This is a genomic window from Pseudotabrizicola sp. (genome assembly GCF_030684215.1).
GTDB lineage: Bacteria > Pseudomonadota > Alphaproteobacteria > Rhodobacterales > Rhodobacteraceae > Pseudotabrizicola.
Genome location: NZ_JAUXOV010000039.1, coordinates 1 through 22,828, shown reverse-complemented (window position 1 = coordinate 22,828; position 22,828 = coordinate 1). Strand labels below are relative to the sequence as shown.

Sequence of the window (22,828 nt, the reverse complement as noted above, 5' to 3'; positions counted from 1 at the left end):
TGGTCAACAGGTGGTTGATACCTGGTGCTTTAATGCCGATGACCTGTCGGAGTTCATGTCGATGGAACACCTGCATGCAACGCTTCAGGGCATCTTTCCGGCGAAGGGCGATGGCCTGACAACAAACCGGCGGCGACCTATTCTGATCATGGAAGAAGACACGTCGCCGGGCCGCCATGATACGGTGATCGCCGCCTGCGATGTGCATCGTTATGCGTCGCTTGGCTGCACGGAATACCACGACAATTGCACCGACAACCTGCACGCGGCCCTCGGCCAGCTTCATCTGCGGGCGGCAGATTGCCCGGCCCCGCTGAATTTGTGGATGAACATTCCGGTCGGCCCTGATGGCAAGATAAGCTGGGGTGAACCGCTGTCCAAACCGGGAGATCATGTCGTGCTGCGGGCGGTGATCGACTGCGTTGTGGTGATGTCCACCTGCCCGCAGGACATGATCCCGATCAATGGTGCTGCCTGCAAACCGACCGAAGTGCACTATCGCCTGCTGGACTGACGCGACTTCAAGTATCGGGCCCTTCGATCCGGTAAACGGTGCCGCGTCCTTCGATCCGTCCAGTCGTGATAAAGAAGCCAAGCTTCTTCTTCAACACCCCGGAAATTGCACCTCTCACCGTGTGGGGCATCCATAGAGTTGCCGCCACGATCTCGCCTATTGTAGCGCCGTCAGACTGCTGCAGCATTGCGATCAGCTGCGCCTGCTTGGAGCCCGCGCGCGGGGTCGGCGGTTTTGCCACTTGGTCTCCAATTTGGGTAGTTGACGTTGTCATGGCTGTCGCGGGTGCGATCCCGATGGCCAACAGCCCCGCCTCGGTGACCACCAGCGTGGTGCCGTGACCATCCCCAGTTTCGCGCCAGAGGGGTTCGCCCCGGCGCAGATTGGCGTCGACCTCCTGCAGCCAGCCGTGTTCGATCATCTTCGACACAGCCATCTTGGCCGCCGCACCGGCCAGCCCCTTGGGCAGCGGCAGGGCGATGTTGTCGAGGCGCTGGGCCCCGGCGCTGAGGATGATCGTCTGGGTTTCGGTTAGCTTTGTCATCTTGGGTTCCTCCTAATGGTCGTGCGTGACAAGGAAGGCGGTGATGCGCGACATCAGGTCGTTGTGGACGTCGGCATCCATGCCGATGATCGCGTCACCATCGTCGTCGCGTTCCAGATCCGTGATCTCACGCAGCAGGGCGATGGCCTCGTCACAGGCGACGAGGCGGTCGGGCTCCGATGCAGCGGTGATGGCATCCTGTTAGATCTGAAGGCACTGGGCGGGATCAAGCGGCATGCTCGCCCTCCTTGAAGGCAGCGTCGGTGATCTGGCGCAGCAGGCTGGCGTAGTGGTTCAGGGTGCCGACGGGGCCCCAGCTGATCTCGTCGGGAAGGATCTCGAAGTGGTCGTCGCTCAGGGCCTTCAGGCGCTCCAGCATCGCGTCGATCTGGAACTTGGTGGCCATGAAGGCGTCGAGGGCTTTGGAATTGTCGGTGGCGCGGCGGGTGGTCATGGCGGGGGTTCTTTCGGTGAGTTGCATCGTTTTGGTGCAATCAGAATCGTTCTTGTCCGAAACGCAATCAAACGAATAACAAGCAATTTCATTGCTTTAGTAAGGTATAATGGCTCTATTGGGAGGTATGCAGGGACGGGAGCATTCCGCCCATTCTGACATCTTGCGGGAGGCGATCCAGAAGGCAAGCCGTGCCACTGGGCTTATTGTTTACTGCGACGGGTCGATCAACGCGGCCCCGTCCCATGTGCTTGCGGCGAGATGAGCGATCCGGGCTAGTCCGCCGCACAACATGTGGCGATGCCGGGTTTCGCGAGTCCGCTAGCGGCCCTTCTTAGCTGAAAACTCTCACCGCCCTTAAGCGATACACGTTGGTCGACGACAGGTCTGGCACTAGCACATCCGTGTCATCCCTTCCTCATGTAAAAACCGGATTGCAGTTCACTATAGCCAGCCTGAGGTATTCGAGCACTCGAGGCAGCCAACACGCATTGTTCGTTCGACACATGTTGAAGAAATCCCCGCGGGAAAGCTGACGTCGTATCGCTTGGCCATCAGATCGAACTTCACTCTCTTGACATTCTTGGAACGTTACAGTAGCAAAAATGGAACGTTCCATATTCACATATCTGACCCCACCCAAGCAAAGACGGGACATGTTCGGTGAGGAACGTTTCAATGTGGAGGAGACGAAATGGCTGAAGTCAGAGTTGCGGTTCTGGGCGCGTCGGGCTGGATGGGCAAGGTTCACACCATGGCCTATCAGACCTTTCCGCATTTCTTGGGCACCTCGGGCGGAACAGCCAAAGTTGTCGCCTTGGTCGAGGATAATCCCAAAGCTGCCGCTGAATTGGGCTTTCGCGCGCCGGGGGCAAAGATTCTGCAGTCGTGGCGTGAGGCGGTTCAGGACCCTGACGTTGACTTGATCGACATCTGTCTGCCCGACAGTCTGCACTATGAGGTGGCAAAGGCTGCCCTTTTGGCTGGCAAGCATGTCTATTGCGAAAAACCATTGGCCGACACAGCGGCCCAAGCGCGTGAACTTTCTGATATTGCAGCAGCAAAAGGCCTCATCACTCGCGTTGGTCACGCCTTTCCGCGCAACCCGGTGCATGATCTGGCACGCCAAATCATCGCTGCCGGCGAGATTGGTGAGATAAAATTGTTCAAGGCCTGTCAGCATGTCGACATGTATGGCGACCCGCTCGCCCCGTTCATGTGGCGCGCCGATGGCAATCTGGCCCCGACCGGGATCGTGGGCGATACGGGCACGCATGTGTTCAGCTTCATGGATTTTCTGGTGGGCCGGGTCAGAGAACTGATCGCGGACAACTTTATCGTTACGCCGCGCCGCCCGGTGGTTTCCGGGCTTGGCTATGGCGAACAGGCCACCTTGACGGGCGATGAGCAATGGTCGGATGTGACCAATCCGGATGGTACCAATATCTTGTGCAAATTCGCCAATGGAGCCCGTGGGCTGATCGATTTCAGCAGGGTCGCGACGGGACGCAAGTTCATGCAAACCTATGAGGTTTACGGCACCAAAGGCAGCCTGGCTTACACCTATGACGAAGTGAACCGTCTGCGGTTTTATAGCAACGATGACGCCAACGGCCGTCGGGGGTTCCGCGAAATTGATGTCGGCCCCGAGAATGAAACCTTCCGCGCCTTCTTGCCGCTGCCAAATTTCGCGCTTGGCTATAATGAGAGCAAAATCATCGAGGCGGCAGAAGTGATCCGTTCTATCACCACCGGTCAACCGATGTGGCCGACGTTCGAGGCCGGGCATCACATCTGCCAGATTGTTGACGCCTGCATGGAGTCGGCTCGCCTTGGGCGTTGGGTTTCAATCGCCTGACGGCAAGGGGGACATGGCCTATGGCTGACACTGTTTCGCAAGACATCCTGAACGCACTGACCGATGTGGACATGCCTCGGCTGGTGCCTGAACCTGAGTTTGCGTCCTCGGTCATGGTGCAGGGCCACCGCGTGCCCGTTTTTGCCTGTGGCACGGTGATCGTGGGCAGCGGCGCAGCAGGACTGCGCGCGGCAGTAGAGTTGAAGCGGCGCGGCACGGATGTTGTGGTCATCAGCCAAAGCGCATGGGGTGGCACCTCGGCTTGTTCGGGTTCAGACAAGCAGACGCTGCACACCGCCAACACATCAGACCGGGGCGACCACTTCAAGGACATGGCCCGCGCCATCCGGTCTGGCGGCGCGATGGACGAAGACACCGCCTATGTCGAGGCCGTCGGCTCGGTGCGGGCGATGGCCTCGTTGCAATATCTTGGGCTGCCTTTGCCTCAGGACGATTTCGGCGGGACGCTGCGCTATCAGACCGACCATGACGATGTGGGTCGGGCCACCAGCTGTGGGCCGCGCACCTCGCGGCTGATGGTCAAGGTTTTGGCGACCGAGGCGATCAGGCTGGGCGTGCCGTTTTTCAACCAGACAACCGGCGTGCGAATTCTGATTGAATGGTCGGGGGATCAGCGCAGCGTGGCTGGCATCCTTGCGGTTCGGCCAAAGGCGCAATCACCCGAAAATCCGTATGGCCTGACGCTGTTTCGCTGTGCCGCACTGGTCATTGCCGCTGGCGGGCCCGGAGAGTTGTACCGCGATTCCGTGTTTCCAAACGGATGCTTCGGAACCTTGGGGCTGGCACTGGAAGCTGGGGTTGATCTGGTGAACCTGACCGAAAGCCAGTTCGGTATCGGCACCCGGCGCGAAGGGTTTCCGTGGAACCTGTCGGGCACCTATGTGCAGGCGATGCCCTATATCTATTCGGTCGACAACGAGAACACTGAGCATAATTTTTTGGCCGATTACTATCGGACCACGCAGGAGCTGGCCTCGAACATCTTCCGCAAAGGCTATCAATGGCCGTTCCACGCGACGCGGATGCTGGATTTCGGGTCCAGCCTTGTTGATCTGGCGATCACCCGCGAAAATCAGGCGGGGCGGCGGGTGTTCATGGATTTCAACCGCAATCCCCTGCCCGTCCCCGGCGATCTGCCCTTCAGCCTTGACCGGTTGGACGCCGATGTGGCGGCCTATCTAGGCCGTGCAGGTGCTGTGCAGGACCAGCCAATTGACCGGCTGCGTCACATGAACCCGCTCTCGATAGAACTTTACTTGCGCTACAAGGTCGATATCCGGCGCGACCCGCTGGAATTCGCGGTCAATAATCAGCACATGAACGGCGGCATCGCGGTTGACAGTTGGGGCCGCAGTTCCCTGCCCGGTCTTTATGCCATCGGCGAGGCGGCGGGGACCCATGGTGTCACGCGACCCGGTGGAGCGGCATTGAACGCAGGGCAAGTGTTGGGAACCCGTGTGGCCGAACATATCGCGGCAGGTGGGCAGGCGCAGAACGCGCCCGTTGGGCAGATCGGCGCCGAGTTGGAACAGGCTTTGGGCCAGATTGAACAGACACTCCGGACTGGCAGTTCGCTGAACGTGCGCGCCATCAAGGACGAGGTGCAGGCCCGGATGAGCGACCACGCCGGGATTCTGTGCACACCGCAAGATGTCGCCGCTGCCCTGCAATCGGCGGCTGCGCTGAACGACAGGGTCCGCGCGCGGGGCATTTCCTACATGCGCAGCGGGGAAATCGCGCGGGTTCTGCAATGGCAGCAAATGGCGCTGGCTTCCGAGGCGGTGTTGGCAGCACTCCATCACTACATCAGCCAAGGCGGCGGCAGCCGCGGGGCGCGGGCGATTTGTGACCCGACGGGCGAGGCGACACCCATGGCCAAGACCGGCCCCCTGAACGACGTTCGCTTCCGCAAAGAGCGTGCGAAGGATCAAGGCGAACAAATTCTGGTGCGGCTGGTCGCGGGCGAAATGCAGATTGCCACTCGGCCCAATCGCCGCTTTGATGAGACCGCCAAGCCGTCTTTTGAACGCGACTGGCCCGCATGGCTGACCGGGGCGGTGTTTGATCTGGACCGGGGGCAAGATGCTTGATTTCAACAGCCTGAACACGGTTTCGGTGGGCGAAGCGATGGTGGAACTGGCCCCAGTTGGTGAGGGACAGTACAAGCGCGGCTTTGCAGGCGATACTTTCAACACGGCTTGGCACATGGCGCAGGCATTGCACGGGCGCGCATCGGTGGGCTTTGCAACGCGGGTTGGCATGGACAAGTTTTCCGATGCCTTTGTTGCCGAATTGGCGGCCGACGACTTGGACGTCTCGGTGATCACACGTGATCCGCAGCGGAATATGGGACTTTACCTGATCGAACTGGACGGCGTCGAGCGCAGCTTCCACTATTGGCGCGGCACCTCTGCTGCGCGCGGTCTGGCAGCAGACGGCAGCGCTTTGGCGCAGGCTTTTGCCGGGGCGGGGCTGATCCATCTGTCGGGCATTACTTTGGCCATCCTGCCCCCGGCAGACCGTGAAACGCTGTTTGCCGCGCTGGCCAATGCCCGGGCAAACGGGGCGCGGGTGTCGTTTGATCCGAATATCCGCCCCCGGCTCTGGCCGTCGATGGACGCGGTGCGCCAGACCATCCCGCAGGTTCTGGCCCTGACCGACATCGCCCTGCCCAGCTTTGATGACGAGGTTGCCCTCTGGGGCGATACGTCACCTGAGGCCACGCTTGCACGATTTGCCACGGCGGGCGTTGCAGAGGTGGCGGTCAAGAATGGTGCCGGGCCCGTTTCAGTCCTGGCAGATGGCCAGATCGGGGCACTTCCCACTCCCGAGGTGAAGGGTATTCGCGATACCACAGGGGCCGGTGATGGGTTCAACGCCGGATATCTTTCTGCCCGCCTGCTTGGGCAAACGCCGCAAATGGCCATCATTGCGGGGCAAAGATTTTCTGCCGAAGTGATCACACACCTTGGCGCACGTCTGCCAAAGGCACGCGTCCCGTCCCTGCCCTAACCCCGTTCAGCCGCGCGCTTTGCGAACCAAATCGGCCGCCTCGGCGGCGTTGCTGCGGATCTTTTCCCAGTTTTCGGCTGCGATATCGGCGCTGGTGGCAATCCAGGTGCCGCCAACCGCGCGAACCCGCGCGTACCCCAGCCAATCGGTCAGATTGTCACGCGTCACACCGCCCGTCGGGTTAAACCCGATGCCTGTGTGCAGATAGGGTCCTGCGATGTTCTTCAGCATGGTCAAGCCACCGGCAGCCATCGCGGGAAAGAATTTGACCAGTTTGCATTCCGCGCGCAGGGCAATCTGCAGGTCGGAAGGCGTCATGATGCCTGGCGCAAAAGGCAGGCCAATCTGTGCGGCATGATCCAGAACCTGTCGGTCAATACCCGGAGAAAGGGCAAACATCGCGCCCGCAGCTTTGGCCGCGTCGGCCTGCGCTTCATTCAAGACGGTTCCGGCGCCGACAAGCATCTCGGCGCGATGCTGCGCGATTTGGCGGATGGTGTCGACCGCAGCGGATGTACGAAAGGTCACTTCGATCACGCGAAGCCCACCCTCTGCCAGCGCATCTGCCAACGGCAGCGCGTGGCGGGCATCATCAAGAGCGATCACCGGAACCACACCGATGGCCGCGACGCGTTCGAAAACACTCATGTCAAACTCCGGGGGATTCTTCCGCTCGACTGGCGAATAGAGAGGCTGACGGCTGTCCGGGTCTCTGGCAGTGGGGCGTTGCGGTTTTCCAGCCAATCCACCACGGTTTGTGCGGCTTGAACGCCGATCGCTGCGATGTCACAGCGCACCGAGGACAGCGACGGATAGGCTTGGGCCACCTCTTCGATATCGTCGAAACCCATGATCAGGAAGTCTTCACCCACCCGCCAACCCGCCTCGTGGCAGCCTGAAAGCATGCCCAAAGCCACAAGGTCATTGAAACAGACCGCTGCATCCACGCCCGCATTGTTGGAAAAGAGCTGTTGGGCAGCGTTCCGACCAAATGCGCGGCTGGATTTGCCGGTCATGATGATCGGCTCCAGCCCCTCTTGGGCAAGCACCTCCAGGTAGCCGGCTTTGCGTTCTTCGGTGACAGCGCGGCCATCCAGCCCGCCGACAAAGGCGATGCGCCGTGCGCCTGCCGCAATCAGATGTCTTGTCGCGTCCCGGCTGCCAGACAGATAGTCGGGTGCTATCAGGGGGAACAGGTCCAACCGCTCATCCACACAGCGCAACATTTGCATGGCGGGAATGCCGCCGCGCGCTATGGCGTCAAAGGTGGGCTTTGTATCGCCGTAAGCCGGGCACATGATCAGCGCAGACACCCCATGTTCAATCATCGAGCCTACAACTTGATGCTGCAGTTCGGGGTTTTCATCCGTGTTGGCGATCACCGTTGAGTACCCGCGCTCGGCCAGGGCCATCTGCAGGGATGTGGCAAATTCCGTGAAAAACGGGTTGCGCAAATCGTTGATAACAAGACCAATCAGCCCCGCATTTGACATGCGCATGTTGGCCGCAGCACGGTTGTAAACATAGCCGATTTCGGCCATCGCCTTGCGCACCAGCACCCGCGTTTCTTCCCGTACAGAGGGGCTGTTTTGCAGCACAAGGCTGACCGTCGATTTTGAAATGCCAGCGTGCTTGGCGACGTCAATAATGGTCGGTCGGCGGTTGAGGTTCATTTGGTCGGCACCCATCACGTTACTTGCAGAAACCTTGTCGCCTAACACACAAAGACACCAGAGTTTTATGGTGACGCAAAGCCAAGGTCACTGTGTCATGACCGGCAAATCAAAGCACAAGATGCCCTCCTTGCCCCCGACCGACGCCGCAACCAATTTGGCCCCTAGCAATTGGTGTTCAGGGTGATCCTGATAGGCATGAAGTGCGGCCCAGTCGCTGAAGTCCACGACGAAGCCATGCATGTAGCCGCGCTCCATCTGTTCGGGGCTTTCGCTTTTGCCTGCGGTGATGTCCAAAAGACCGGGGACTTTGGCCCTGATTTGATGAAGCTCCTCAAAAAGGTCAGCTATCTTGGCCTCGGAAACAGAGGGCAGAAACCGGATAAGTACGATGTGGCGTATCATGACATAACCATCCCATTGTCCGCCTTGATCATGTCGGCCGCCTTTTCGCCAATCATGATCGCCGCAGCGTTTGTGTTTGAAGAAATCACTGTCGGCATGATCGAGTTATCGACGATCCTCAAACCCTGAATGCCGTTGAACCGCAGCCTTGTGTCGACAACCGCCGCCTCATCTGCGCCCATCCGGCAGGTGCCCGCGCAGTGGTGCGAAGTTTTGGAATGCTGGCAGATGAAGTTGAAATAGTCCTCGTCGGTGCGCACGTCCGGGCCGGGCAAGCGCTCGGCCAGGATGAATTTCTTCATGGGGGATTGGGCCAGGATCTCTTGAGTCAACTTCAGCCCGCGAATGGTGCGCGCGCGGTCGATCGGGTCAGCCAGATAGTTGGGGTCGATCAGCGGCGCCTTTGCCGGATCGTCACTTTGCAGCCGGACTAGCCCGCGCGATCTGGGGCGCAAATGGCAAGAGTTCAGCGTAATCCCCCCCTGCGGCATCGCCACAACGCCGTGTTCGATTCCCGTGCCAAGGCCAAGATGAAACTGGATATCGGGCGACCGCGCGTCGGGGTCGGCATACCAGAACCCCCCGGTTTCAAACAGGGACGAGGCCACCGGTCCTTTGCGGCCAAAGACGTATTGCAGACCGGCAATCGCGGCCCAATGCGGCTTGGCATACCGGTCATAGCTGTAGGGACCCGACAATTCGGCAATGCAGTAAAGATCCAGATGATCTTGCAGGTTGGCACCGATCTGCGGTTGATCGTGCACGACGTTGATCCCCAACGCGCTGAGGTGACCCGCCGGACCAATCCCCGACAGTTGCAGCAAACGCGGCGAGCCGATGGCACCAGAGGCGAGGATCACTTCACTGGTGGCCGTCAGCCGGGTGCCGTCGGTCAATTCAACCCCCGTCGCACGGCCCCCTTCGACGATCAGCCGCCGCACCTGCGCGCCCAGACGCACGGTCAGGTTCTTGCGGTGCCGATTTGGGGCAACATAGGCCATCGCCGCCGACGACCGCCGCACGTTGCGCTGGGTCAATTGATAGTAGCAAACCCCATCCTGCTTTTCACCGTTGATGTCCATGTTGCGTGGAATGCCCAAGGCGGCGGCGGCCTCAAAATAGGCCTCACAAATTGGCAGGGGTGCGCGTGGTTCGGACACACCCAACGGTCCGCCCTTGCCATGGTATTTGTTGTCATAAGTCTCGTTGTCTTCGGCTTTGCGGAAATAGGGCAGCACATCGTCATAGCCCCAACCGGTGCAACCCATCTGCCGCCAATCGTCATAATCCTGGGCCGATCCGCGCGTGTAGATCTGCGCATTGATCGCTGATCCGCCGCCAATAACCTTTGCCTGGGTATAGCGGAACACTTTGTTCTGCATGTGCTTTTGCGGAACGGTGTCCCAGCCCCATGACCCGATGCCCTTGGTCATTTTGGCAAAACCTGCAGGCAAGTGATAAAAGGGGTGCCGGTCACTGCCGCCAGCCTCCAACAGCAGCACCCGCGCCGAAGGGTCTTCCGACAACCGCCCCGCCAGAACCGAACCGGCCGAGCCGCCCCCGATGATGATGAAATCGTATCCGTCGGCCATCTGGCCCTCCTGCCCCGCGCTTCAGGCGAGCTCTGTCATGGTTAGGTGATGTGCGGCCCGGATCGCCAAGGCCGCAACCGTTAACGCCGGATTGACTGCCGCCGAAGTCGGCAGAACCGAGGCGTCGGTGATGAAAAGGTTTGCGTGGTCATGAGCCCGGCAGAAGGTATCGACAACGCTGGTCCTTGCGTCTTTCCCCATCCGCGCCGTGCCACATTGATGTGACGGCGTGCGCCGGTCAAAGGCGCGCGACAGCACAACCGGATAGCCCGCCTGCCTAAGTTTTTGCTTCAACTTCGCCACTAGCGCCAGATGCGCCTCCCAATTGGACCGTTTCCAATCCAGCATGATTTGCCCATCTTTCAATGAAACCCGGCTTTCCGGGTTGGGCAGGTCTTCGGACATGGCATAAAGATCAACCGAATGGCGCGCGACCCAGTTTGCCACAAAGCGCGGCATTGTGGTTGAGGCTCGCAGGATTGTCCCCGAGATTTTGCCAAGCAACTGGATATTGCCCAAAGGCTCGCCCTTTGGACCGCCTGTCAGGTAGTAGTCATTCACCATCATAGTCTTTTGATAGATACTGTCATTCTTCCACAAAGGATGCAGCGCCAGCACGGCAGAGCAATTGTGGTTCATGAAATTACGCCCGACCTGATCAGAGCTGTTGGCCAGACCTTTGGGATGATCGGCATTGGCCGAGGCCAAGAGTAGCACTGCGGTCTGAACGGCCCCTGCCGCCAGAACGACGATCGGCGCTGACAAAACCTCGCCCGAGGCAAGTTCAACACCCGTGATCTTGCCCTCGGCACTGCTGTGCAACCGGGTCACCTGCGCCTTGGTGCGCAACTGCACGTTGTCATGCAAAAGCGCCTTCTTCAGCGCCGCCGTTTCCGCGTCCATCTTGCCCCCGGTCGTATCGGGAAAGGCATCCCAAGGGGTGGGGGCGCGGGCAAGCCACCCGGCCAGATCAACGCCCAACGGCAGCGATGCCGGATGCAGACCCACCTTGGCAAGCTTGCCCCGCAGCGCAGCAATCGGCGCCTCATCCGGTACGGGGGGATGTGGATAGAGGGTGGAATGGGGCGGCTCGGTCGGGTCTTGCCCGATCTGGCCGCGCACTTCGTACATTTTCTCAGCAAGCCCGTAACACGGTTCCAAGTCGTCATATGAGATTGGCCAGCCCGGCGTCACGCCGCCCATATGGGCCAAGGGTGCAAAATCTTCGCGCCGATAGCGCACCAGAACCGCGCCAAAGAATTTCGAGTTGCCCCCGACATAGTAGTAGTTGCCGGGGTTGAAGGACTTGCCCGCGCCGTCCAGCCATTCCTCTTTGGGCCGAAATAATCCTTCGGCAAAAATGGCCTTGTCACTGCGATCCTGTGCTGAAGGGGCCAGATGTTCGCCGCGTTCAAGGATCAAAATTCTCTTGCCCGTCTCGGCAAGCGTGGCCGCCATTGTCGCGCCCCCAATGCCAGACCCGATAATGATGACTTCTGGTGACGTCATGGCTTGATGCGTTCTTCAGTCTTGGGGTCAAAGGCGACAGCCTTTTCCATGTTGATCGCAAAGTCGAAATCCTGACCCGACACAACATTCGCATCTGCCCGCATGCGGGCGATAATGTCTTTGCCGCCCAAAGACATCGCCACAAAGGTATCAGCGCCCGCGGGTTCGGTGATGCCAACCAGATTGCGCAGCGGCACAATGTTACGCGAATTGCGGTCCGCGCCATCAGGATCGGTGATCGATTCCGGCCGGATGCCCAGCAGAATGTCGCGGCCGTCCCAATCAGATAGGTTGGGTTGGCTGAATTTCAGCAGCTGCTCTGCCCCCTTGGCGTCCGTGATCTGGGCGTGGGGAAGGCCGTCTTTCACCACCACGCGTGAAGGCAGAACATTCATCGCCGGGCTGCCCATGAAGGTTGCAACATAGACGTTTGCGGGCGTGTCGTAGATTTCCTTGGGTGTGCCGAGCTGTTGGACATAACCTTGATACATAACGGCAATCCGTGTTGACAAGGTCATCGCCTCAATCTGGTCATGTGTCACATAAACGATGGTGGTCTTCAGTTTTTCATGCAGCTTCTTGATCTCGGTGCGCATATCGACGCGCAGCTTGGCATCAAGGTTGGAAAGCGGTTCGTCAAAAAGAAAAACATCGGGGTTGCGCACCAAGGCCCGGCCCATGGCCACGCGCTGACGCTGTCCACCGGATAATTGGCCCGGCTTGCGATCCAAAAGGTTTTCGATCTGCAACAGCTTTCCCACATCTCGCAGAGCCTTGTCGCGTTCGGCCTTGGGCACGCCGTGCATTTCCAGACCAAAGGTCATATTCTGGCCGACAGTCATGTTGGGGTAAAGCGCATAGCTTTGGAACACCATGGCGATGTTGCGCTTGGACGGGTGCACACCGTTCATCACGCGCCCCTTGATCGCAATCTCTCCGCTTGAGATGCCTTCCAGCCCGGCGATCATGTTCAAAAGCGTTGACTTACCGCAGCCCGATGGGCCGACCAGCACCAGAAACTCACCCTCTTCGACAGAGATATCGACCTGATGCAGGACTTTGACGTTGCCATAGGATTTGGTGGCGTTGCGGATTTCAAGAAAGCCCATTGGTCTGCTCCGGTCGGTTGAGTTTGGCGTGGTTGGCCGCGCGATCAAGTTTGACCGCGCGGCCGGGTGTTTATTTGGTGGCTGCGATGGCGTCGGCCAGCGCGATTGCACCTTCGGCTGCGGTCATTTCAGAATTGAAAAAGCCTGTGATCGCATCGGTTGCAGCGCCAACCACAGCGGCATTCGCGGCGTGTGTCCCCGCAAATGTCGGCACCGCCGTGCCGCTAGCATCATTGCTGCCAAGCGATGCCGAGGTTTCCTGCGCACAAGCATCCATCGCCGACAGATCAATATCGGTGCGGGCAGGAATAGCGCCTTTGGCCTGATTGAAGGCAATCTGGACGCCCGGGTCCATAATGGCCGAGGCCAGCACTTCTTGCGACGCAATCAGGTCAGGATCGGTCTGGGTGAACAGTGACAACGAATTCACAAGATAGACAAAAGAGTCACCCTTGGCCTTCGGCACCGGAATACAGGCGTAATCCGCGCCGGGTTGCTTGCCGGCATTGGTAAACTCGCCTTTCGCCCAGTCACCCATGATCTGCATGGCGGCTTCGCCCTTGATGACCATGGCCGAGGCAAGGTTCCAGTCCCGGCCAGAGAAATTCTCGTCTACCATGCCGCGCAAAGCGGCCATCTGATCAAACACTGCGACCATTTCGGGACCACGCAGTGCTGCATCATCCAGTTCGATCAGGGCCTTGCGATAGAAGTCGGCCCCGCCAACGCCAGCGGCCACTGCCTCGAACATATAGGCTTCTTGCCAGGCTTGACCGCCGTGGGCGAGCGGGATGATCCCTGCCTCAATGAATTTCGGGGCCAGCGCGTTCAGCTCTTCCCATGTCGTTGGATAATCTGCGCCGATCTTGTCAAAGGCAGCTTTGCTGGCCCAGATCATGTCCGTCCGGTGGACGTTTGTGGGCACGGAAACATAGTGGCCGTCGATCTTGGTGAAATCCTTCACCGCTTGCGGCAAGGCAGCATCCCACCCTTGGCTGGCGGCAAGGGCATCGACATTGCCAAGCAGACCTTCGTTGGCCCAGTCGATGATGTTTTGACCCAACATCAGCATCGCCGCTGGTTGGTTGCCGCTGGCAATGCGCGTCTGCAGGGCAGTCTTGGCCGCATCGCCGCCGCCACCCGCCACTGGCGCATCGACCCAAGCCACGCCATCCGCGACCACTTTGTCGCGGACAGCCCCCAAGGCAGCCGCTTCGCCACCCGAGGTCCAGAAATGCATGACCTCGACCGACTTTTCGGCGAACGCAGGGCTTGCTGTAGCAAGCAGTAGCGCGGTTATGGACAAGTATCTCATTTTAGTATTCCTTCTGCGTTGTTCGCCCGGGTCTTTGCAAATGGGGCATTGGGTTGAACATGACCGCCGGGTGGTTACCGCCACCCGGCGGTCTCCTGACTTATCCCTTGACCGATCCCGCCATCAGACCGCGCACGAAGAAGCGGCCTGCGACGATGTAGACAATCAGTGTCGGCAGCGCGGCCAGGATCGCGCCAGCGAAGTGGACGTTGTATTCCTTGACGCCGGTTGACGACTGAACAAGGTTGTTCAATGCCACGGTCATCGGTTGGTTGCGCCCGCCAAACGACGCGCCAAACAGAAAGTCGTTCCATATGTTGGTGAATTGCCAGATCACGGTGACCACGATGATTGGCCCCGATACCGGCAGCATGATCCGCCAGAAGATGCGGAAAAACCCGGCGCCGTCGATCATTGCGGCCCGCACCAGTTCGGTGGGGAAAGACGCATAATAGTTGCGAAAATACAGCGTGGAAAAGCCGATACCGTATACCACATGCACCAGAACTAGCCCGGGTATCGACCCCGCCAGCCCCAACTTGCCCAGAACCGTCGCCATCGGGATCAGCACGATCTGAAACGGGATAAAGCAGGAAAACAGCAGCAAGCCGAATATGATCTTGTCGCCGCGAAAGCTCCACTTGGTCAGCACATACCCGTTCAGCGCGCCAAGGATGGTCGAGATGACCACGGCAGGCACCACCATAAAGATCGAGTTCAGGAAATAGGGTTTCAGCCCGGTCGGCTCTACCCCGATCTGCGCCGCAGACCACGCTTGCCGCCAGGGTTCCAGCGTCCAGACCTGCGGCAGGGCCATCATGTTGCCACCCGTGATTTCGTGCAAGGGCTTCAGCGAATTGGCGACCATGACAAACAGGGGCATCATGTAGAACAGCATGAAGATCAGCAGGATGCCGTAGATGAATACGCGGCTGATGCCACCGGTCCGGACGGCGGTATCCTGTTCAACGGAGGCCATCACGACTTCTCCTTCAGTTCGGCGTAAAGATAGGGGGTCATGATCGCCGCAATCGTCATCAGCATGATCACGGCACTAGCTGCACCAATACCCATCGAATTGCGGGTGAAGGTGTAGGAATACATGAATGTCGCAGGCAGTTCGGTGGCTCGTCCCGGCCCACCCCCGGTCAGCGCGATGATCAGGTCATAGGATTTGACCGCCAGATGGGCGAGGATAACGAAGGCCGACAAAAAGGCCGGGCGCAGCATTGGAATGACGATGCGACGATACAGGCTGAAATTTGAGGCGCCGTCGATCTGAGCGGCCTTCAGGATCTCATTGTCAATGCCGCGAAGCCCTGCCAGAAACATCGCCATCACAAACCCAGAGGTCTGCCAGACAGCCGCAATGACCACGGTATAGATCGCCATGTCGCGATCCTTGATCCAACTGAACTGAAAGCTGGTCCAGCCCCAAAGGTGCATCGAGTTTTCAATCCCGATGCCGGGGTCCATGATCCATTTCCAGGCCGTTCCGGTGACGATGAAGGACAGCGCCATTGGATACAGATAGATCGGGCGAAGCACCCCCTCGCCGCGGATTTTCTGATCCAGCAGGATGGCCAGCGTCAGGCCAATGGCTGTGCAGATAATGATGTAAAGCGAGGCGAAGATCATCAGGTTGACGACGGCCACCCACCAAGCTGACAGATCCCATAGCTTGGCGTAGTTTTCAAAGCCAATCAGATCATAGCTGGGCAACATTTTGGAGCTGCTAAAGCTGAGATAGACAGTAAAGAAGATAAAGCCGTAAACAAAGATCAACATCGCAGCCAATGACGGCGACAGCACCAGCTTAGGTATCCAGTCTTGCAGGCGCGTGCGGAAATCCACACCGGTCGATTGATAGGCCATGCCCCCTCCTTGGCCGCAGCAAACTTGCGGCTTCTCTTGTAGCGTTCGATTGTCTGCGCAGGTCTTGCCAGAAAAATCCGTGGAGAGAGGGGTGCCCCCCTCTCCACAGTCATGATTACTGCGCAGCTTCGATCGCACTGACCAAATTGGTCGTCGCGGTTGCGGCATCGTATTCGCCGTTGAAGTGTGCCGTGACGACGTCATAGATCGCGTTCTTCACAGCGGCCTTGTTGGCGTGACCGTGGGCGATAGAGCCGACCAAGGTGCCTGCGCTTGCAGCTTCAGCCAGTTCGGCCATGCCTTTTTTGCCGCAATCGTCAAAGGCGTCGTTCGGAACGTCGGTCCGTGCCGGAACCGAGCCCTTGACGACGTTGAACGCCGACTGGAACGAAGGTGCCATGATCGCGCGGGCCATTTCGCCCTGTGCGGTCTGCGCACCTGCTTCGGCCTGCGCAAACATCGCGAACTGGTCAGAGTTAAAGGCGACCATGCCCTGGCTGCCCGGCACGCGGAAGCACAGGAAATCGGTGCCCGGTACTTTGCCAGCTTTCAGAAACTCGCCCTTGGCCCAGTCACCCATGATCTGAAAAGCGGCTTCGTTGTTGATGACCATCGCAGATGCCAAGTTCCAGTCACGACCCGAGAAGTTGTCATCCACAAAGCCGCGCAGGGTGGCCATACGGTTGAACGCCTCGGTCATCTGTTCCGAGCCAAGCGCAGCCGGATCCAGATCGATGAACGCTTTCTTGTAGAACTCGACCCCACCGACCGACAGAACGACGCCGTCGAACATGGTGGCTTCTTGCCAAGCCTGGCCACCATGGGCGAGTGCGGTTTTGCCGCTGTCCTTGACGGCCTGCATGGCGGCCACGAACTCTTCCCAAGTGGTTGGCTGCGCGATGCCCAGACCATCCAGGACCGACTTGTTGGCCCAGACCCAGTTGGTGGAGTGCACGTTCACCGGTGCCGAAACCCAGTTTCCGTCAACCTTTGCAAAAGCCTGCAAGGCCGCCGGAACCACAGCGTCCCAGCCTTCCTCAGTGGCGACGGTGTTCAGGTTGGCAAGCTTGCCCTCGGCAGCCCAGTCCAGAATGTCAAAGCCCAACATCTGAACGGCTGTCGGCGCATCACCAGCTGTGACGCGGGCGCGCAGCGTGGTCATGGCGGCTTCACCACCGCCACCGGCCACTGGCATGTCCACCCAGCCGATGGTCTTGGCGGCCAGATCATCCTTCAAGACGTTCAGCGCAGCTGCCTCGCCGCCCGACGTCCACCAGTGCAGAACCTCAACATCTTCGGCCATTGCCATGCTGGTTGATGCCAGCAGAGCTGCAACAATTGCCGTCTTCTTCCCAAAGTAACCACGCATTTTGGTCTCCTCCCGTTGCGTTCGTTTTACCTGTCCCCGCAGGAATTCAGGCCTTTTTCACCCAAGGCGCGCGTGTGCGGCCAACCCGCATCACCAGCGATTTCACCTCAAGGAATTCGTCAAAACCGTATGAGCCGATCTCGCGGCCCTGACCGGATTGCTTGACCCCGCCAAATGCCACCTCTGGGAAGCCGTCCATCCAGGTGTTGGTCCAAACCGTGCCAGCTGCCGCGCGGCGGCTGAACTCAAGGCAGGTGTGGATGTCGTCGCACCAAATGCCCGCAGACAGGCCATAGGTGGCATCGTTGGTAAGCTGGATGGCTTCTTCCAGCGTGCGAAAGGTCAGCACCACGAGAACCGGGCCGAATACTTCTTCGCGGGCAATTGCCATGTCAGCGGTCACGCCGCGCAGGACAGTTGGCTGATAGAATTGGCCGCCCAGACCCGGTACGCTTAACGCACCACCGCCAATACAAACCTCGGCCCCGGCTGCTACAGCGGCGCGGACATAGCCATCGATCTTGGCTGCATGTTCGGACGTAACGATTGCGCCCACTTGCGTATCAGGGTGCAGCGGGTTGCCAAAGGCCACGCGTCCCGACATCTCGACCACCCGCGCCAGGAAGGCATCGGCAATGTCTTCGTGCACGATGATCCGGCTGGACGAATTGCAGCACTGGCCCACGTTGAAATAAATGCCGAAGGTCACGGCATCCGCGGCACTTTCCAGATCACAGTTCGGAAAGATCACCTGCGGGTTTTTGCCCCCCAGTTCCAGCGCCACTTTCTTCAGCGTGTCGCCAGCACTTTTGGTGATCTGTTTACCCACGGCGGTTGATCCGGTGAAGGTCACCATGTCAACGTCGGCATGGGTGCTCATCAGGCTGCCGACCGGATTGCCATAGCCAAGAACGATGTTGCAAACCCCGGCGGGCAATCCGGCATCGACCAACATCTCGGCCAGCATCGCGGTGGTCGAAGGCGTTACCTCGGACGGCTTGACCACGCAGGTGCAGCCCGCTGCCAGTGCAAAGGGTAGCTTTTGGCTCAGAATCCAGAACGGGAAGTTCCAAGGGGTGATGATCGACACCACACCAATCGGTTCCTTTAGAACCACAGCCAGAATATCCGACCCCAGCGTGTTGTGACTGTCGCCGTGGCTGGTGCGCGCAAGCGATGCCGCGTAGCGCCACAAGTCTGCCGCCCCACCACATTCGCCGCGTGCCTGGGCAATTGGCTTACCACTTTCCAGTGTTTCGATCAGCGCCAGCTTTTCGACATTCGCCTCGATCAGGTCAGCCACCTTGTTAAGCACGGCAGCGCGGGCTTTGCCCGAAAGGCGGCTCCAACGTCCATCATCAAAGGCCGCGCGGGCGGCTTTGATCGCGGCCTCGGTTTCCACGTCCGAACCCAATCCGGCTTGGCTGACCAACACAGCATGCGACGGCGAAATTCGGTCAGACTTGCGGCCATCGGCGCTGTCCTGCGCGACACCATTAATGAAATGGCGGGCCTGATAGGGTGTGTTCGGCAAGGCGACCGTCTGTTCCGAAATGATATGCAGGTCTGTCATGGTCACTTTCCCGAAAACTCTGGTTTGCGCTTCACGCGGAATGCGGAAACGCCTTCGTCGCGGTCGTCCGAGGCAGCAATCGCGGCACTTCCCAGCGCCTCAACCATCGCGGCGCGATCCTCGCCCTGTGCGGCGTGGATCATTGACTTGGAAATCTCGAGAGCCCGCGGCGACAAGGGAATCGCGCGTTCCAGCAAGGCCTCAGCCAAGCTGCGTGGATCATCCCCCACCGCTGCGACAAAGCCGCAGGCCAAGGCGCGGTCGGCTTTGATCCGCGCGCCAAACAACGCCATTTCCTTGACCATCGGCTCAGGCATCAGCCGCAGCAGGCGCTGCGTGCCTGACCAGCCCGGTACAATCCCGACGCCAGCCTCGGGGAGTGCGAGGCTGGCGCCGGTCGCCATCACCCGCAGGTCGCAGGCGGCGGCAAGTTCAAGGCCACCGCCAAAGGCGTGGCCGTTCAGAACGGCGATCGTGGGTTTGGACAGCCGCGCCAGCCGGTCGAAAGTCCGATGCCCGTCGCGCACCCAATGGCGCGCAAATTCGGCCGGGCTCAGATCGCCCCAAGCATTGATATCGGCCCCGGCGCAAAAGGCCCGGTCACCGGTGGCTGTCAGCATCACCGCGGCTAGGGTGGTGTCGCGGTCAATTGCGTCCAGATGCGCGGCCAACTGGCCCAGCATCTCGACCGTAAAGGCGTTCATTTTGGCCGGGTTATCAAGACACAACTCGGCCACCTTGCCATGCCGGATCAGGTGGACGGCGCTCATGGGCCCCACCCCATGGGTGCCGCGGCCAAAAGCGACAGCGGCAGCGTGATCGCATCCGGCGCGACCTGCACCCGCCCCGCCGATGCCGCAATGATATCGCGGGCCGGATCAATGCCGGGCATGATTTCGGTCGCAACAAGGCCTTGGGCGGTCAGGCGCATGACACAGCGCTCGGTGATGTACAAAACCTCTTGCCCCAACTGGCGGGCGCGATTACCCGAGAAGGTGACGTGCTCCACCGCCTCAACCATCTTGGTGAACTTGCCGGGGCTGACAACCTTCATGCCGTCTGGCGTCAGCTCAATCTGGGCCCCCGCCTCAAACCAACCCGAGAACACGATCTTCTTCGCGCCCGAGGTTATGTCGACAAACCCGCCGCAGCCCGCCGTCAGGTAGGGCTTCTTGCCAAGCTTCGAGACGTTGACGTTGCCTTCGACATCCACCTCCATGAAGGACAGGAACGACACATCGAACCCGCCGCCTTGAAAGTAGACGAATTGCTGCGGGCTGGGCACGAAGGCATCAGCATTCGATGCACAGCCAAAGGCAAATCCTGTCAGCGGCATCCCCCCGACAGCGCCCTGTTCTATGACCCAAGTCACGGCCTCAGGGTGGCCTTCCTCCAGCAAAATGCGCGGCACCATGGCCGAGATGCCAAAGCCCAAGTTTGCGGTCATGCCCGGACGCAGCTCCATCGCGGCGCGGCGGGCGATAATCTTCTCTACCCCATGTTCGGCATGGGTAAAGCTGTCCCATGGTCGCATGACTTGGCCAGAAATCGCAGGATCATACAGGGTTTCGCAGGTCTGCTTCTGATCAGGATCGATCACCACAAGATCCACCAGATGCCCCGGCACCCGCACATCATGCGGGCGCAAAGACCCGCGTTTGGTCATGCGGCTGACCTGTGCAATCACCAATCCGCCGTGATTCCGCACACAGATGGCCTGCTCCAGCCCGCCCAGATAGGCGCCTTCGTGTTCATAGGTCAGGTTGCCATGCTCATCCGCCGTGGTGGCACGGATGATGGCCACATTCGGGATGATGTTGGGAAAGTGCAGCCATGTGTCGTCGCCAAATTGCACCCGCGCCACTATCGGTGCAGCCGCCCCCGCCGCGTTCATCGCGCAACCTTCGCGGATTGGATCGACAAAGGTCTCCAGTCCAACCTTGGTCAGCACACCGGGGCGGTTCGCCGCCGCATCGCGGTTCATATCAAACAGGATGCCAGAAGGCACATTGTAGGCCGCCACCCGGTTCTCGACCACCATCTTCCATATTTCCGGCATCGGCTTGGACGACGGGCCCGATGGATAGGATCCCGCCAAGATGCACGCCAAAAGCCCGTCCTTGGCAATGTGATCCACACCCTTGACGCCATACATGTCACCGGCGGCAATCGGGTGAATGGTGGTCAAGCCCCGTGGATGGCCCTCCTGTTCAAAGCGCGCGCCAATGGCCGCCAGAACCATATCGGGGCAGCCCAAAGCTGACGACGAAGATACCGTGAGAATCGCCCCATCGGGAATGCGGGCGGCAGCGTCTGCCGCTCTTGCCAACTTGCTCATAAGGACACTCCATAATTCACAGTCTGCCGTTGGCCGCTGCGCGCCGCATCGCGCACGGCAAAGGCAATCTGCAGCGATCTTACGCCGTCGCCCCCCGAAGCCGCAGGCAGGGCCGTTCCCGTCACTGCCGCGCAGAAGTTCCGAGCGACATTCTCGTAAAGCGCGCTTTGGTCGTAATCGACGCGGGCGATGCCTTGGGCGGTGATCAGATCAATCTCGCCTGCAGGTTCTTGCGCCAACACGCCACGCGCCAGAATTGAACCCTTGGTGCCATGCACTTCTATCCCTGAGGCCGCGTATGGATGGGTAAAGCTTTCATGGCTGAACACCATTGCGCCCGACGGCATGGCCCAGACCGACATCGCAGAATCCTCAACGCCTTGGCCCAGCCCGGTGGCATCCATATGCGCCACGACCGAGACCGGGTCTTCGCCCAGCAAGAACCGCGCTGTGTCGGCGTTGTGAACTGTCAGATCAGCAATCACACCACCGCCAGAAACCGGGTTATCCAGCCGCCAACCACGCAGGTGAACCGGGAGTTCCACCGCATGAAAAATGCGCAAAGACAAGACCTTGCCGACCTTGCCGCTTGCTACCAACTGGCGGATGGCGCGCAGACTGCCCGCGCTGCGCAGATGGTGATTGGTGGCAAAGATAACGCCCGCTCGCTCGGCCGCCTGAACCATGTCTCGCGCATCCGCAACGCTGGTTGCCAACGGCTTTTCGCACAGCACATGCTTGCCAGCCGCAATCGCCGCCAAGGCCTGAGCGTGGTGCTTTTCATTGGTTGATGAGATGTAGACCGCGCCTACGGCAGGATCAGCCAAAGCTGCGGACAGGTCGGTGCCGGAGTGAGCTATGCCGTGGGTTGTGGCGAAAGACGCGGCACGCTCGGCAGAGCCGCTGACAACCCAGCGAACCTCGCAGCCCCCCGTCGCACGTACCGCACCGGCCAGATATTGGCCTGCAATCGTGCTTGCCCCGACAAACGCCCAGTTCACAGCAACGCCCCCCGAACACATTTATGGATCGTTCCACATTAGTAATGGAACGATCCACTTATTGTCAACAGGAACGTTCCAGTCCCTTCTGTCGGGGATCGACAGGGCTTTAGATCGTTGATTTCGTTATGCTTCAAAGCTGCAGGCGGCACATGATGCAGAACCTCAAGACAAAAGAGGCACGCATGGCAGCTCTGGTGGCGGAATCAGGTACTCGCCGACCGGGCGACCAGATGCTCAGAGGATTCGGTCAGGCAGCATCGATCTTGACGCAGAGATCAGCGTCAGCCTTCGCCCGCACTGACGCCCGATCAGGATCACGCGCGATGGCGCGCCGTTCATAATAGGTGGATGGGGCGATCTGTAACATCTTACACATCGGCTCGACCCCATACACCCCACGGTGTTCCTCAATAAAAGCAATCACTTGCGAAACGGGCGGTCGAGCTCCGCCATCGCAAAATACGCCGAGGCCTTCTTCAGGATCTCATTAGCCTGCCGAAGCTCGCGTACTTCACGCTCAAATTCCTTGATCCGGGCCTTCTCGGCACTGGTCGGTCCCGGCCGCTCGCCGCCATCACGTTGGGCCTGACGAACCCAATCGCGAAGACTGTCTGGCGAACAGCCCAATTTGCTGGCGATCGCAGCATGCGCTGCTGCGTCGCT

Annotated in this window: 21 protein-coding genes, 1 pseudogene and 1 other annotated feature; of the genes and pseudogenes, 5 read left to right on the top strand and 17 right to left on the bottom strand. The window is 59.6% G+C overall.

The features are described from left to right. Positions 1-514, top strand: a 514-nt coding sequence (locus tag Q8K08_RS07815) for an urea carboxylase-associated family protein (RefSeq protein WP_305249705.1), incomplete at its 5' end; no start/stop codon positions are given. A 7-nt stretch (positions 515-521) separates the two neighbouring features. On the opposite strand, the gene Q8K08_RS07810 is transcribed toward Q8K08_RS07815, so the two are convergent. After that, entirely contained in the window at positions 522-1,058 is a 537-nt protein-coding gene (locus tag Q8K08_RS07810; protein WP_305249704.1) for a DUF3489 domain-containing protein, read from the bottom strand. A gap of 15 nt (positions 1,059-1,073) precedes the next feature. On the opposite strand from Q8K08_RS07810, the gene Q8K08_RS07805 reads away from it, so the two are divergent. Continuing rightward, positions 1,074-1,310, top strand: coding sequence for a hypothetical protein (locus Q8K08_RS07805; RefSeq protein ID WP_305249703.1), 237 nt, complete (start codon positions 1,074-1,076; stop codon positions 1,308-1,310). Here the strand turns inward: Q8K08_RS07805 and Q8K08_RS07800 are convergent. Continuing rightward, positions 1,285-1,512: a hypothetical protein gene (locus Q8K08_RS07800; RefSeq protein WP_305249702.1), complete on the bottom strand. Its 228-nt coding sequence runs from the start codon at positions 1,510-1,512 to the stop codon at positions 1,285-1,287. The genes Q8K08_RS07805 and Q8K08_RS07800 overlap by 26 nt on opposite strands. A gap of 694 nt (positions 1,513-2,206) precedes the next feature. On the opposite strand from Q8K08_RS07800, the gene Q8K08_RS07795 reads away from it, so the two are divergent. The 3 genes from Q8K08_RS07795 to Q8K08_RS07785 are packed head-to-tail and all read left to right on the top strand — an operon-like array spanning position 2,207 to position 6,403. Then, positions 2,207-3,370 (top strand): Gfo/Idh/MocA family protein, encoded by a 1,164-nt coding sequence (locus Q8K08_RS07795; protein ID WP_305249701.1) that lies wholly within the window; start codon positions 2,207-2,209, stop codon positions 3,368-3,370. A gap of 20 nt (positions 3,371-3,390) precedes the next feature. Beyond that, positions 3,391-5,481, top strand: coding sequence for an FAD-binding protein (locus Q8K08_RS07790; protein WP_305249700.1), 2,091 nt, complete (start codon positions 3,391-3,393; stop codon positions 5,479-5,481). Next, a complete protein-coding gene (locus Q8K08_RS07785) occupies positions 5,474-6,403 on the top strand; it encodes a sugar kinase (protein ID WP_305249699.1) in 930 nt (309 codons plus the stop codon). The genes Q8K08_RS07790 and Q8K08_RS07785 overlap by 8 nt, the downstream gene beginning before the upstream one ends. Before the next feature lie 6 nt (positions 6,404-6,409). Here Q8K08_RS07785 and eda read toward each other — a convergent pair whose 3' ends face one another. From eda to Q8K08_RS07710, 15 genes and pseudogenes are all read right to left on the bottom strand, one after another. Beyond that, complete coding sequence (gene eda / locus Q8K08_RS07780; RefSeq protein ID WP_305249698.1) at positions 6,410-7,051, bottom strand: bifunctional 4-hydroxy-2-oxoglutarate aldolase/2-dehydro-3-deoxy-phosphogluconate aldolase; 642 nt, start codon at positions 7,049-7,051, stop codon at positions 6,410-6,412. After that, positions 7,048-8,076: a LacI family DNA-binding transcriptional regulator gene (locus tag Q8K08_RS07775; RefSeq protein WP_305249697.1), complete on the bottom strand. Its 1,029-nt coding sequence runs from the start codon at positions 8,074-8,076 to the stop codon at positions 7,048-7,050. Before Q8K08_RS07775 ends, eda begins: the two co-directional genes overlap by 4 nt. An 87-nt stretch (positions 8,077-8,163) precedes the next feature. Continuing rightward, positions 8,164-8,481, bottom strand: a complete 318-nt coding sequence (locus tag Q8K08_RS07770; RefSeq protein WP_305249696.1) for a Dabb family protein — start codon at positions 8,479-8,481, stop codon at positions 8,164-8,166. Then, the gene (locus Q8K08_RS07765; protein ID WP_305249695.1) at positions 8,478-10,073 is read right to left on the bottom strand and encodes a GMC family oxidoreductase; all 1,596 of its coding nucleotides are present in this window, start codon (positions 10,071-10,073) and stop codon (positions 8,478-8,480) included. The genes Q8K08_RS07770 and Q8K08_RS07765 overlap by 4 nt, the downstream gene beginning before the upstream one ends. Positions 10,074-10,094: 21 nt before the next feature. Further along, positions 10,095-11,582, bottom strand: a complete 1,488-nt coding sequence (locus Q8K08_RS07760) for an FAD-dependent oxidoreductase (protein WP_305249694.1) — start codon at positions 11,580-11,582, stop codon at positions 10,095-10,097. Further along, a complete protein-coding gene (locus Q8K08_RS07755; RefSeq protein WP_305249693.1) occupies positions 11,579-12,691 on the bottom strand; it encodes an ABC transporter ATP-binding protein in 1,113 nt (370 codons plus the stop codon). The genes Q8K08_RS07760 and Q8K08_RS07755 overlap by 4 nt, the downstream gene beginning before the upstream one ends. Positions 12,692-12,761: 70 nt before the next feature. Further along, complete coding sequence (locus Q8K08_RS07750; protein WP_305249692.1) at positions 12,762-14,006, bottom strand: ABC transporter substrate-binding protein; 1,245 nt, start codon at positions 14,004-14,006, stop codon at positions 12,762-12,764. A 100-nt stretch (positions 14,007-14,106) separates the two neighbouring features. After that, the gene (locus Q8K08_RS07745; protein ID WP_305249691.1) at positions 14,107-14,985 is read right to left on the bottom strand and encodes a carbohydrate ABC transporter permease; all 879 of its coding nucleotides are present in this window, start codon (positions 14,983-14,985) and stop codon (positions 14,107-14,109) included. Continuing rightward, the gene (locus Q8K08_RS07740) at positions 14,985-15,881 is read right to left on the bottom strand and encodes a carbohydrate ABC transporter permease (protein WP_305249690.1); all 897 of its coding nucleotides are present in this window, start codon (positions 15,879-15,881) and stop codon (positions 14,985-14,987) included. Before Q8K08_RS07740 ends, Q8K08_RS07745 begins: the two co-directional genes overlap by 1 nt. Before the next feature lie 115 nt (positions 15,882-15,996). Beyond that, entirely contained in the window at positions 15,997-17,250 is a 1,254-nt protein-coding gene (locus Q8K08_RS07735; RefSeq protein WP_305249689.1) for an ABC transporter substrate-binding protein, read from the bottom strand. A gap of 46 nt (positions 17,251-17,296) precedes the next feature. Beyond that, a complete protein-coding gene (locus tag Q8K08_RS07730; protein ID WP_305249688.1) occupies positions 17,297-18,823 on the bottom strand; it encodes an aldehyde dehydrogenase family protein in 1,527 nt (508 codons plus the stop codon). Between the two features lie 2 nt (positions 18,824-18,825). Beyond that, positions 18,826-19,593, bottom strand: coding sequence for an enoyl-CoA hydratase/isomerase family protein (locus Q8K08_RS07725; protein ID WP_305249687.1), 768 nt, complete (start codon positions 19,591-19,593; stop codon positions 18,826-18,828). Beyond that, positions 19,590-21,161 (bottom strand): acyl CoA:acetate/3-ketoacid CoA transferase, encoded by a 1,572-nt coding sequence (locus Q8K08_RS07720; protein WP_305249686.1) that lies wholly within the window; start codon positions 21,159-21,161, stop codon positions 19,590-19,592. Before Q8K08_RS07720 ends, Q8K08_RS07725 begins: the two co-directional genes overlap by 4 nt. After that, on the bottom strand, positions 21,158-22,162 hold the full coding sequence (locus Q8K08_RS07715; RefSeq protein WP_305249685.1) for a Gfo/Idh/MocA family protein: 1,005 nt from the start codon (positions 22,160-22,162) through the stop codon (positions 21,158-21,160). Before Q8K08_RS07715 ends, Q8K08_RS07720 begins: the two co-directional genes overlap by 4 nt. Before the next feature lie 262 nt (positions 22,163-22,424). Continuing rightward, positions 22,425-22,828, bottom strand: a pseudogene (locus tag Q8K08_RS07710) (transposase); the annotation flags it as partial. Next, positions 22,515-22,631: a sequence feature (AL1L pseudoknot), on the bottom strand. (Overlaps the previous pseudogene by 117 nt.)

Coding starts and splice junctions, on each gene's coding strand:
- Q8K08_RS07800 (WP_305249702.1), bottom strand. CDS start 1,512: ATGACCACCCGCCGCGCCACCGACAATTCCAAAGCCCTCGACGCCTTC.
- Q8K08_RS07735 (WP_305249689.1), bottom strand. CDS start 17,250: ATGCGTGGTTACTTTGGGAAGAAGACGGCAATTGTTGCAGCTCTGCTG.
- eda (WP_305249698.1), bottom strand. CDS start 7,051: ATGAGTGTTTTCGAACGCGTCGCGGCCATCGGTGTGGTTCCGGTGATC.
- Q8K08_RS07810 (WP_305249704.1), bottom strand. CDS start 1,058: ATGACAAAGCTAACCGAAACCCAGACGATCATCCTCAGCGCCGGGGCC.
- Q8K08_RS07765 (WP_305249695.1), bottom strand. CDS start 10,073: ATGGCCGACGGATACGATTTCATCATCATCGGGGGCGGCTCGGCCGGT.
- Q8K08_RS07785 (WP_305249699.1), top strand. CDS start 5,474: ATGCTTGATTTCAACAGCCTGAACACGGTTTCGGTGGGCGAAGCGATG.
- Q8K08_RS07750 (WP_305249692.1), bottom strand. CDS start 14,006: ATGAGATACTTGTCCATAACCGCGCTACTGCTTGCTACAGCAAGCCCT.
- Q8K08_RS07755 (WP_305249693.1), bottom strand. CDS start 12,691: ATGGGCTTTCTTGAAATCCGCAACGCCACCAAATCCTATGGCAACGTC.
- Q8K08_RS07740 (WP_305249690.1), bottom strand. CDS start 15,881: ATGGCCTATCAATCGACCGGTGTGGATTTCCGCACGCGCCTGCAAGAC.
- Q8K08_RS07720 (WP_305249686.1), bottom strand. CDS start 21,161: ATGAGCAAGTTGGCAAGAGCGGCAGACGCTGCCGCCCGCATTCCCGAT.
- Q8K08_RS07760 (WP_305249694.1), bottom strand. CDS start 11,582: ATGACGTCACCAGAAGTCATCATTATCGGGTCTGGCATTGGGGGCGCG.
- Q8K08_RS07805 (WP_305249703.1), top strand. CDS start 1,074: ATGGTCGTGCGTGACAAGGAAGGCGGTGATGCGCGACATCAGGTCGTT.
- Q8K08_RS07745 (WP_305249691.1), bottom strand. CDS start 14,985: ATGGCCTCCGTTGAACAGGATACCGCCGTCCGGACCGGTGGCATCAGC.
- Q8K08_RS07775 (WP_305249697.1), bottom strand. CDS start 8,076: ATGAACCTCAACCGCCGACCGACCATTATTGACGTCGCCAAGCACGCT.
- Q8K08_RS07770 (WP_305249696.1), bottom strand. CDS start 8,481: ATGATACGCCACATCGTACTTATCCGGTTTCTGCCCTCTGTTTCCGAG.
- Q8K08_RS07730 (WP_305249688.1), bottom strand. CDS start 18,823: ATGACAGACCTGCATATCATTTCGGAACAGACGGTCGCCTTGCCGAAC.
- Q8K08_RS07725 (WP_305249687.1), bottom strand. CDS start 19,593: ATGAGCGCCGTCCACCTGATCCGGCATGGCAAGGTGGCCGAGTTGTGT.
- Q8K08_RS07795 (WP_305249701.1), top strand. CDS start 2,207: ATGGCTGAAGTCAGAGTTGCGGTTCTGGGCGCGTCGGGCTGGATGGGC.
- Q8K08_RS07790 (WP_305249700.1), top strand. CDS start 3,391: ATGGCTGACACTGTTTCGCAAGACATCCTGAACGCACTGACCGATGTG.